Raw genomic sequence first — 9,639 nt, forward strand, 5'->3', positions numbered from 1 at the left:
TAACAGGAGCCTCCGCTACCTTGTGGGGATGCCTGAGCAGTCCCCCACCCCAAAGAAGCGTCGACGCGGCCGCCTCTTCCGGTTCTCAGCCGCCTTCGTGGTGCTGCTCGCTGTCGCGGGCTATCTGGTCGTCCAGTACGTCACCGGCGGCCGGGGCGGGCCCGGTTGCAAGGTGGTCTCCGGGAAGGACGACGGCCAGGAGTTCGAGTTCACGCAGGAGCAGACGATGAACGCGGCGACGATCGCCGCCGTAGGCACCGGGCGCGGTATGCCCGAGCGGGCCGTGACGATCGCGCTCGCGACCGCCCTCCAGGAGTCGCAGCTCGTCAACATCACCCACGGGGACCGGGATTCGCTCGGCCTGTTCCAGCAGCGGCCCTCGCAGGGCTGGGGCACCGAGAAGCAGATCATGGACCCGACGTACGCGGCGGGCGTCTTCTACGAGCACCTCGCCAAGGTGGACGACTACCAGAAGCTCCCCCTCACGGTCGCCGCGCAGCGCGTGCAGCGCAGCGGTTACCCGGAGGCGTACGCCAAGCACGAGCCCGACGCCACGCTGCTGTCCGCCGCCCTCACCGGGCAGTCGGCCGCCACGCTGACCTGCCAGGGCCTCCCGGACACCACCGTGACCACCACCGGCCCGGACGCCGTACGGGCCGCGCTGGTACGGGACTTCGGGCGCGAGGTGCTGAAGGAGACCGGCGCGGAGGTGACCGGCGGGGCGACGACGTCCAAGGGCACGTCCAAGTCGAAGACGAAGACCACGGCCACGCCGGCTCCGAGCGCGAGTGCGACCGGCGGGAGCAGCACGGTGACCCTGCCGGTGCGGTCCGGCAGTACGAAGACCGGCTGGCAGCTCGCCCACTGGGCGGTGGCCAACTCCTCGGCGCTGCACATCGACCGCGTGTCGTACAACGGCCGCGAGTGGGCCGCGGGCAGCGCGAACGACCCGTGGCACTCGACCGGCACGAAGGCCGCGGGCGGGGTCCGCATCCAGACCGAGGCACCGACCGGGCAGTAGTACGGGTCCTCACCCGTAGGAGTTATGCGTGGTCGATCAGGGGCCGCGGGTGCTCAGGTTTTCGCGTGGTCACCCACAGGTGCGCCGGAGTCCTTGAAAACAAAGGGCTGCAAGCATTCGACGGGCTTTCGGGACGGGCGACCTTTGTCCGTTTTTATCCGTAGCTGATAATGCGACGCATTGCCAACTCTTTACGTTGGCGCTCCGCAACCTTCGCGCGCTTCGAGCGGTAGTCACTGCGTCCGAGCCCGGAGATCAACACAAGGAGCATCATGTCCCTCCCCCTGACCCGCCGGATCGCCCGTGCCGCGCTGCTCGTCGCAGCGGGAGCGGCAGCCGGGGTCGGTGCGGCCGGCTCCGCCAGTGCGGCCCCCTCCCTGCCGGCCACCCCGAACCTGGGCGCGCTGACCGCCCTGGACGGGGCGAGCGTCGGCAACACGGTCGACGGCGCCAGCCAGAACGTCACGGGGGTCGCCGGCAAGTCCGGTGGCCAGACGCTGGAGAAGGCGGTGCCGGCCGCAGGCAAGACCGGCGGGAAGGTCGCCAAGACGGTGGCTCCGGCTGCGCAGCATGTCGCCGGGGACACGGCTGGGCAGGCCGGCGGCCTGCTCGGTGACACCGCCAAGACCGCCACGGCGGGTGGCGGGCTGCCGACGGACGCGGTCACCAAGGGTGGGTTGCCGACGGCCCAGGAGCTGCCGTTGAAGGGACTGCCGCTCGGCTAGGCACCCTGCGTTGAAGGGGTCCAGGGAGTTCCCTGGACCCCTTTTGCATGCTGGTTGTTTGGCTGTGGGCCGGTGGGGGCTGGGCGCGCAGTTCCCCGCGCCCCTAAAGAACTCTCAGCTGAGCCTGTTTACGGCTGCCCGTACTCGCTCGTCCGTCGCCGTCAGCGCCACCCGTACGAAGCGGTCGCCCGCCTCCCCGTAGAAGTCGCCCGGTGCCACCAGGATGCCCAGGTCGGCCAGGTGGGCCACCGTGGCCCAGCAGGACTCGTCCCGGGTTGCCCACAGGTAGAGGCTGGCCTCGCTGTGTTCGATGCGGAAGCCGTGGGCGGTCAGCGCTTCGCGCAGGAGCGTGCGGCGGGCCTTGTAGCGGTCGCGCTGTTCCTGGACGTGGGTGTCGTCGCTCAGGGCCGCCACGACGGCCGCCTGGGTCGGGGCCGAGGTCATCATGCCGCCGTGCTTGCGGATCTCCAGGAGCGGGGCGAGGACCGCCGGGTCGCCGGCCAGGAAGGCGGCGCGGTAGCCGGCGAGGTTCGAGCGCTTGGAGAGGGAGTGGACGGCCACGATGCCGTCGTAGGAGCCGCCGTTGACGTCCGGGTGCAGGACCGAGACCGGGTCGGCCTCCCAGCCCAGTTCGAGGTAGCACTCGTCGGAGAAGATCAGGACGCCGTGCTCGCGGGCCCAGGCGACGGCCGCGGTGAGTTCCCGCTTCGAGAGGACCCTCCCGGTCGGGTTGGACGGGGAGTTCAGCCAGAGGAGCTTCAGGCCCTCGGGGTCGAGCCGCGTCGGGTCGTCGTAGACCTCGTGGTCCGCGCGGGCCAGTCGGGCGCCCACCTCGTACGTCGGGTAGGCGAGGCGGGGGTAGGCCACGCGGTCGCCGGGGCCCAGGCCCAACTGCGTGGGGAGCCAGGCGACCAGTTCCTTGGAGCCGACGATCGGCAGGACGTGGCGGTGGGTGACACCGCGGGCGCCGAGGCGGCGTTCGACCCAGCCGGTGAGCGCGTCGCGCAGGGCCGGGGTGCCCCAGACCGTGGGGTAGCCGGGCGAGTCGGCCGCGTCGATCAGGGCCTTCTGGATCAGATCGGGGACCGGGTCCACCGGGGTGCCGACCGACAGGTCGACGATGCCGCCCGGGTGCGCCGTCGCCGTCTTCTTGTACGGCTCCAGCTTGTCCCAGGGGAAGGTGGGCAGACGGTCGGAGACTGCGGACACGGTTGCTCGCTCACTTTCTTCGGTACGGCCCGATGCGGCCGGTACGGACCGGTACGACCCGACACGGCAAACGCCTCGGCCCCGTAGGGCGCTGATCGGGCGTGATCAGGCCGTACGGGACCGAGGCGGCGCGTCTGCGCGGGCCGCTCTTACTGGTTCTGCGGCGGCAGCGCGGCGACGAAGGGGTGGTCGCGCTCGATCAGGCCCAGCTTGCTGGCACCGCCCGGGGAGCCGAGCTCGTCGAAGAACTCGACGTTCGCCTTGTAGTAGTCCTTCCACTCCTCGGGAGTGTCGTCCTCGTAGAAGATCGCCTCGACCGGGCACACCGGCTCACAGGCTCCACAGTCGACGCATTCGTCCGGGTGGATGTACAAGGACCGTGAGCCCTCGTAGATGCAGTCGACCGGGCACTCCTCGATGCACGCCTTGTCCTTGACGTCGACACAAGGCTGCGCGATGACGTAGGTCACGCTGTCGTTCCTCCTCGATAGGGCGCTGGCGGGCCTCCGTAGGCTCCGCCGCCAGGCGCGCTGGAGCGCGGCGTCGTCCATGCCCGCACCTAGTATCTCCGTTCCGGGGCGTGATCCATACAGGAGGGGTGAACTGACCTGTGGAAATCTCTGCGGCCGGACGTCTCGAGGTCCGCATCACCGCTGCTGACGTGGGCAAACGGGTGTCCGTCAGGCGCTTGGCAGGTACGGAAGACACGACGGAGAAGTTCACCGACACGGTGGGTGTTCTCACATCATGGGACAGCGGTGTGCTCACGATCACACGGAAAGGTGGGGAGTCCGTGCATATTTCGGAATCCTCGCTGGTGGCGGGCAAGGTCGTCCCGGCCGCTCCGGCCCGTCGGCGGGGCCCCGCCGCGGGCTACCGGGAACTGGCGCAGGTCTCCGCGCGCGGCTGGCCGCCGGTGGAGAGCGAGCGGCTCGGCGAGTGGGAGCTGCGCGCCGCCGCCGGATTCACCCGCCGCGCCAACTCCGTGCTCCCGCTCGGCGATCCCGGCCTGCCTCTCGACGCGGCCCTCACCTCCGTACGACGGTGGTACGGCGACCGCGGCCTGCCCGCCTACGTCCAGACCGCGACCGGCGCCGAGGGCACGCAGGAGCTGCTCTGCGCCGAACTGGAGCGGCGCGGCTGGACCCGGGAGGTGACGGCCGAGCTGTGGGTCGGGGCCCTGGCCCCGGTCGCCGACCGGGCCGACCCGGCCGGGGTCGTCCTCTCCAGGACGGCCGACGACGCATGGCTGGCCCGCTATCAGCGCAAGGGGGTGAGCGAGGTGGCCCTGAAGGTGCTGGGCGGCGGCCCGTCGGTGTGGTTCGCGACCGTGCCCGGGGAAGGTGCCGAGCCTGCCGCGATCGGGCGGTGTGTGGTCGACGGCCGGTGGGCCGGTTTCGGTGCCGTCGAGGTCGATCCGGCGCTACGGCGGCGAGGGCTCGGCTCGCTCGTCATGGCCGCGTTGGCCTCGCGGGCGCTGGAGGAGGGGGCGTCGGCCGCGTGGTTGCAGGTCGAGACGGACAACGCGGGGGCGCGGGCGCTGTACACCGGGATGGGGTTCGCGGCGCATCACGCCTACCACCACTATCGCGAGCCGGCCTCGACCGATGGCATCGGTGACATCGGTGACGTCCCTGCCACCGGTGACATCGGTGCCGGCGGTCGCGACGGTTCGTCGTGAGGGGGTTCGAGTTCGCCATGCCCGTTCCCTGTCCCTCTCCCCCGTCGCCCGAGCGGTCGGCGGAGGTGCGTGCCTGGTTCGCCGAGGAGGCCCGGTCCGAGCGGCCCGATCTGACCACGCTCTGCCTGCTGGTGGGCGCTACGGCCGACGGGGCGCTGGACGACGCCGGCATCGACGCGGCGCAGGTCGAACTGGACCGGCTGGCCGGGCAGTTGCCGTACCGTCCCGGCGGGCCCTCCGCCTGGGCGAACGCGCTGCACCAACTCCTCGGCGTCCGCTTCGAGTTCCGCGGTACGCCCGGCGACTACCAGCGGCTGGGGTCCTCGCTGCTGCACGACGTCCTGCGCCGGCGGCGCGGGCTGCCCATCCTGCTGTCCGTGGTGTGGATGGAGGTCGCGCGGCGGGCCGGGGCTCCGGTGTACGGGGTCGCGCTGCCGGGGCACTTCGTGGTGGGGTTCGGGCCGGCGGAGGAACAGGTGCTGGCCGATCCGTTCGACGGGGGGCGGGTGTTGTCGGGCGGCGATGCGGAGTTGCTGGTCGCGGGGGCGACGGGAGCTTCGCTGGAGCCCTCGATGCTTGTGCCTGCGGCGCCGCTGGAGGTCGTTTCGCGCGTCCTGAACAACATCCGGGCGTGGGCTGCGGCTCGGCCGGAACGGTCGGATGTCGCCCTGTGGGCCGTCGAGTTGGCGTTGCTGTTGCCCTCGCATTCGGCACGGTTGCGGTACGAGCGGGCTCAACTGCTGGTTGAGCGGGGGGATTTCCTTACCGGGGCAGCCGAGTTGGAGGCGTATGCGGAGGTGGTGGCCGTGGTGGACGAACCTGCTGCTGATCGAGTTCGGGGGCAGGCCCAGTCCGCAAGGGCCAGGTTGAACTGAGTTGGCCGGCGATTTACAGCCAGCCCTTCTCCCTCGCGATCCGCACCGCCTCCGCCCTGTTCCTCACCGCCAACTTCTGGATTGCCGTCGACAGATAGTTGCGGACCGTCCCCTGGGACAAGTGCAGCGCCTTGGCCAACTCCGCGTTCGTCGAGCCGTCCGCCGCCGCCCTCAGGATCTCGCGCTCGCGGTCGGTCAGCGGGTTGGCGCCCTCTGCGAGTGCCGCCGCGGCCAGAGTCGGGTCGATGACCCGCTCCCCCGCCAGTACCTTCCGTACCGCTGCCGCGAGTTGGGCCGCCGGGGCGTCCTTCACCAGGAACGCGTCGGCGCCCGCCTCCATCGCGCTGCGGAGGTAGCCGGGGCGGCCGAAGGTCGTGAGGACGACCAGCTTCACCTCGGGGAGCGCCTTGTGGACCTGGGCCGCCGCCTCGATGCCGGTGCAGCCGGGCATCTCGATGTCGAGGAGGGCCACGTCGACGCCGTGGTCCCGGGCCGCCGCCAACACCTCGTCGCCGCGCGCGACTTGGGCGACGACCTCGATGTCGTCCTCCAGGCCGAGCAGTGCGGCCAGTGCCTCGCGGACCATCGACTGGTCCTCGGCGAGGAGGACCTTGATCGTACGGCTCATGCGGGGGATCCTACGTCCGCCGAAGCGGCCGGAACGCCCGTGGGCACCCGGGCGACCAGCCGGAAGCCGTGTTTGAGTCGGGTCGTCTCCAGGGAGCCGCCGACCTTCGCGAGGCGCTCGGTGAGGCCCGTCAGACCGTTGCCGGGACCCTTGCCCGAGCCGCCCGAGCCGTTGTCCTCGACGGAGAGTTCGAGCATCGGGCCGTCCAGGGTCTGGCGCCGGACCACCTCGACCAGGCAGCGCTGGGCGCCGCTGTGCCGTACGACGTTGGTGATCGCCTCGCGCAGGGCCCAGGCGAGGGCGGACTCGCTGTCCTCGGGGACGTCGGCGAGGTCCGGCTCGGCGGGGAGGTCGGCCGTGACGCCGGCCGCCGTCAACGCGACCTGGGCACCCGCGAGTTCGCCGGGGAGGCGGGGTCGGCGGTAGCCGGTGACGGCCTCGCGGACGTCCACCAGGGCCTGGCGGCTGACCTGTTCGATGTCGGCGACCTGCTGGGCCGCCTTGTCGGGGTGGTCGGGGAGCATCCGGCCGGCCAGCTCGCTCTTCAGCGTGATCAGGGAGAGGGAGTGGCCGAGCAGGTCGTGCAGGTCCCGGGCCAGGCGCAACCGCTCCTCGTTGGCCGCCAGTTGGGCGACCGTGGCGCGGGCCTTGCGCAACTCGACCGTCGTGCGCACGAGTTGCCGTACTCCCGTCATGGAGTAGCCGATGAGCAGCACCACCAGGAAGAGGCCCCAGGCGTCGTCCAGGTCGTGGGCGTGCCAGCCCGCCAGCATCATGGCCGCGGTGGTCAGCGGGATCGTCCAGTACGCGGCGCGCAGCGGGAGAGCCGCCCCGCAGGAGACGGAGACGTAGACGAAGAGGCCGATCCAGGAGCCGCCGAGGGTGAGGGCCAGGGTCACGGCGAGCACCCAGAGCACGGTGATCAGGGCCGCGACGAACCGGCCCGCGTAGGGCCGGCCCATGGAACGGAAGACCACGGTCAGGTAGGCCGAGACGAAGGCCACCAGGCCGACCCAGCCCGCCGCCGTGGCCGGGGTGGTGTGGTGGCCGGAAAGCAGGTCCTTCACGGGCCCGCTGAGGAAGACCAGCCACGGCAGGACCCACACCAGCTTGCGCACCGCCTCGGAACGGTTGCGGGGCGGCTGGCCGATCCGGACCAGCCGGTCGGCCCGGGCCTCCTCCTCGGACCTCAGGTCTTCCGTCATCGCGCTCACGCCTTCAGCGTGTCCTTCCGGTACAGCCAGGCCGCCCCGCCCGCGAAGAGCGCGAAGTAGACGACGAGGAGGGTGATGTCCTTGGCATGGGGCGACCGGCTCTGCTCGATGGCCTGCCCCAGCGCAGCGTACGCGTGCGTGGGCAGCCACTTCGCGATGTCCTGGAGCCAGGTCGGGAAGGTCGTGGACGGGAACCAGAGGCCGCCGAGGATCGACAGCCCGAAGTAGACGATCATCGTGATCGGGCGGACCGCGTCCCCGGAGGCGAGGTACCCGATGGCCACCCCGAGCGCGGCGAAGACCAGGCTGCCGGCCCAGATCGCGCCGGTCAGCGCGAGCCACTGCCAGGCCTCCAGCCGTACGTCCTTCAGCACGGCGGCGACGATGAACACGACCACGATGGAGGGCAGGCTGACCACGGCGGCGCTGGCGGTCTTGGCGAGGACGTAGCCGCGTCCGGGCAGGGTGGTCAGCCGCAGCTGCCGTACCCAGCCGTTCTCGCGCTCCTTGGCGATGCGCTCGCTGTTGCCCATGAGGACGGCGGTCAGGGCGCCGAAGGAGGCCATGGAGACCATGACGTACTTCGCGATGCTCAGGCCGGTGCCGTCTACCGTGCCCGTCTGGTTGGAGACCAGCAGGAAGATCACCGAGGGGTAGATCACCGAGAAGAACAGGAACTTGCGGTTGCGCAGGGCGCGGGTGAGTTCCAGCTTGATGAGACTGTTCATGACTGCTTGGCCTCCTCGGCGGTGGTGATGGCGACGAAGGCCTGCTCCAGGCCGAGTCCGGCGACTTCGAGGTTGCGGGGGTAGACGCCGAGGCCGTAGAGCGCGTGGACGGTCGCGTCGGCGTCGGTGGACTGGATGCGGATCGTCTGACCGGAGATGTCGATGGTGGTGAGGAAGGGGAGGGCCCGCAGCGGCGCCTCGTCGATCTCGCCGTCCAGGTCGAAGGCGACCCTGCGGGCGCCCGCCTTCGCCTTGATCTCGGCGGAGGTGCCGTCGGCGAGCAGCCGGCCGCGGTGCAGGACCAGGACGCGGTCCGCGATGGCGTCGGCCTCTTCGAGGTAGTGGGTGGCGAAGAGGACCGTACGGCCCTGGTCGGCCTGTTCGCGCATGGTGGCCCAGAAGGCCTGCCGGGCGGAGACGTCCATGCCGGTGGTCGGTTCGTCGAGGACGATCAGGTCGCTGTCGCCGGCGGTCGCGAGGGCGAAGCGGACGCGCTGGGCCTGGCCGCCGGAGAGCTTGTTGACCTTGCGGTCGGCGATCTGGGCGATGCCCGCGCGGGCGATCACATCGGTGACCTTGTAGGGCTTCGGGTGCAGGTCGCAGGCCAGCTTGACCAGTTCGCCGACCGTGACCTCGTCCATCAGTCCGCCGCTCTGGAGCATCGCGCCCACCCGGCCGGCGACGATGGCCTCGCGGGGGCTGGTGCCGAAGACGCTGACCGTGCCGCTGTCGGCGTGCTTGAGGCCGAGCAGCAGATCGAGGGTGGTGGACTTGCCGGCCCCGTTCGGCCCCAGCAGGGCCACCGTCTCCCCCGGGTGCAGCGCGAGCGACAGCCCGTCGACGGCCCGGACCTCGCCGTAACTCTTGCTCACCTGGTCGAACCCGACCACCGGGGTGGCGGTGGTCGCCGCTGTTGTCGTCATGGCACCCATCGTGGCCGCCGGGGCCTGGCACGCGGCAGTGTCGGCGGTCCTGAGTGGCGGATGACAGATGTCATACGGAGCGGATGACGGAAAGCCGAGCGGCCCTGCCCCCTTGGTCGGAAAGCCGAGCGGCCCCCGCCCCCTGGTCGGGGAGGCGAGGGCCGCTCGGCGGAGAATCCGTCACGTGTTGCCGGTCACGAGAAACTTCTGACCGTTGTATTCGAGCCAGATATCAATGGCCTTGTGGTCGGTGAAATTCTTCGAGCAGTAGACCCATTTGCCGACACCGGCCTTGTTGATGCACTTTCCCTTGCGGTTTCCCGTGAGCCAGTACCCGGTGACGGACTTGCCGTCCTTCTTCTCGTCCCTCACGTAAATACCGTCGTCGCCCCGGTCGAAGCAGACGCGGCCGATGGGGAGGCCGATCGCGCAGGCATCGCCGTGCTGATTGAAATAGCCGAGCTCGTCCGGGTCGTAGGCGGTGACGATCCCGGTGTCGACCTCCCAGGAGGCCGCCGAGGCGGACCCCGTGAAGACGCCGAGAATCCCGATGGCGGCCGCAGCGGAAACCATCGGTACGGCAGGACGACGTCGCACATTTCCCCCTTGCGTTGGTGAATCGGAGAATATCATCC

General features: G+C 70.6%; 11 protein-coding genes. 4 read left to right on the forward strand and 7 right to left on the reverse strand.

Going from position 1 to position 9,639, the window contains the following annotated elements; translation table 11 throughout:
• Positions 1-28 precede the first annotated feature (28 nt).
• Positions 29-1,021, forward strand: coding sequence for a heavy metal transporter (locus ACQHII_RS17310; RefSeq protein WP_427920138.1), 993 nt, complete (start codon positions 29-31; stop codon positions 1,019-1,021).
• 272 nt (positions 1,022-1,293) lie between these two features.
• Positions 1,294-1,746, forward strand: a complete 453-nt coding sequence (locus ACQHII_RS17315; RefSeq protein WP_019072065.1) for a hypothetical protein — start codon at positions 1,294-1,296, stop codon at positions 1,744-1,746.
• A 114-nt stretch (positions 1,747-1,860) separates the two neighbouring features.
• On the opposite strand, the gene ACQHII_RS17320 is transcribed toward ACQHII_RS17315, so the two are convergent.
• Together ACQHII_RS17320 and fdxA are read right to left on the reverse strand one after the other, a co-directional pair.
• Positions 1,861-2,955 carry a bifunctional succinyldiaminopimelate transaminase/glutamate-prephenate aminotransferase gene (locus ACQHII_RS17320; protein ID WP_427920139.1) on the reverse strand — a complete coding sequence of 365 codons (1,095 nt, stop codon included), beginning with the start codon at positions 2,953-2,955 and terminating at the stop codon, positions 1,861-1,863.
• Between the two features lie 149 nt (positions 2,956-3,104).
• Positions 3,105-3,425 carry a ferredoxin gene (fdxA, locus tag ACQHII_RS17325; protein WP_019058397.1) on the reverse strand — a complete coding sequence of 107 codons (321 nt, stop codon included), beginning with the start codon at positions 3,423-3,425 and terminating at the stop codon, positions 3,105-3,107.
• A 140-nt stretch (positions 3,426-3,565) separates the two neighbouring features.
• On the opposite strand from fdxA, the gene ACQHII_RS17330 reads away from it, so the two are divergent.
• The gene (locus ACQHII_RS17330; RefSeq protein WP_427920140.1) at positions 3,566-4,636 is read left to right on the forward strand and encodes a GNAT family N-acetyltransferase; all 1,071 of its coding nucleotides are present in this window, start codon (positions 3,566-3,568) and stop codon (positions 4,634-4,636) included.
• A 17-nt stretch (positions 4,637-4,653) separates the two neighbouring features.
• A complete protein-coding gene (locus ACQHII_RS17335) occupies positions 4,654-5,511 on the forward strand; it encodes a tetratricopeptide repeat protein (protein WP_427920141.1) in 858 nt (285 codons plus the stop codon).
• A 13-nt stretch (positions 5,512-5,524) separates the two neighbouring features.
• Here the strand turns inward: ACQHII_RS17335 and ACQHII_RS17340 are convergent, their stop codons facing one another.
• The 5 genes from ACQHII_RS17340 to ACQHII_RS17360 form a co-directional block, all read right to left on the reverse strand.
• Positions 5,525-6,139, reverse strand: coding sequence for a response regulator (locus ACQHII_RS17340; RefSeq protein WP_427920142.1), 615 nt, complete (start codon positions 6,137-6,139; stop codon positions 5,525-5,527).
• A complete protein-coding gene (locus ACQHII_RS17345) occupies positions 6,136-7,344 on the reverse strand; it encodes a sensor histidine kinase (RefSeq protein ID WP_427925334.1) in 1,209 nt (402 codons plus the stop codon). Before ACQHII_RS17345 ends, ACQHII_RS17340 begins: the two co-directional genes overlap by 4 nt.
• A gap of 5 nt (positions 7,345-7,349) precedes the next feature.
• The gene (locus tag ACQHII_RS17350) at positions 7,350-8,081 is read right to left on the reverse strand and encodes an ABC transporter permease (protein WP_200713335.1); all 732 of its coding nucleotides are present in this window, start codon (positions 8,079-8,081) and stop codon (positions 7,350-7,352) included.
• Positions 8,078-9,004, reverse strand: a complete 927-nt coding sequence (locus tag ACQHII_RS17355; RefSeq protein ID WP_427920143.1) for an ABC transporter ATP-binding protein — start codon at positions 9,002-9,004, stop codon at positions 8,078-8,080. The genes ACQHII_RS17350 and ACQHII_RS17355 overlap by 4 nt, the downstream gene beginning before the upstream one ends.
• 180 nt (positions 9,005-9,184) lie before the next feature.
• Positions 9,185-9,601, reverse strand: coding sequence for a hypothetical protein (locus tag ACQHII_RS17360; RefSeq protein WP_427920144.1), 417 nt, complete (start codon positions 9,599-9,601; stop codon positions 9,185-9,187).
• Between the last annotated feature and the right edge of the window lie 38 nt (positions 9,602-9,639).

The organism is Streptomyces sp. cg40 (assembly GCF_050320165.1).
Classification (GTDB): Bacteria; Actinomycetota; Actinomycetes; order Streptomycetales; family Streptomycetaceae; genus Streptomyces; species Streptomyces hokutonensis.

What these genes read in the sequence shown, in the direction of transcription:
- ACQHII_RS17315 (WP_019072065.1), top strand. Translation starts at nt 1,294, where the DNA reads ATGTCCCTCCCCCTGACCCGCCGGATCGCCCGTGCCGCGCTGCTCGTC.
- ACQHII_RS17355 (WP_427920143.1), bottom strand. Translation starts at nt 9,004, where the DNA reads ATGACGACAACAGCGGCGACCACCGCCACCCCGGTGGTCGGGTTCGAC.
- ACQHII_RS17310 (WP_427920138.1), top strand. Translation starts at nt 29, where the DNA reads ATGCCTGAGCAGTCCCCCACCCCAAAGAAGCGTCGACGCGGCCGCCTC.
- ACQHII_RS17350 (WP_200713335.1), bottom strand. Translation starts at nt 8,081, where the DNA reads ATGAACAGTCTCATCAAGCTGGAACTCACCCGCGCCCTGCGCAACCGC.
- ACQHII_RS17340 (WP_427920142.1), bottom strand. Translation starts at nt 6,139, where the DNA reads ATGAGCCGTACGATCAAGGTCCTCCTCGCCGAGGACCAGTCGATGGTC.
- ACQHII_RS17345 (WP_427925334.1), bottom strand. Translation starts at nt 7,344, where the DNA reads ATGACGGAAGACCTGAGGTCCGAGGAGGAGGCCCGGGCCGACCGGCTG.
- ACQHII_RS17335 (WP_427920141.1), top strand. Translation starts at nt 4,654, where the DNA reads ATGCCCGTTCCCTGTCCCTCTCCCCCGTCGCCCGAGCGGTCGGCGGAG.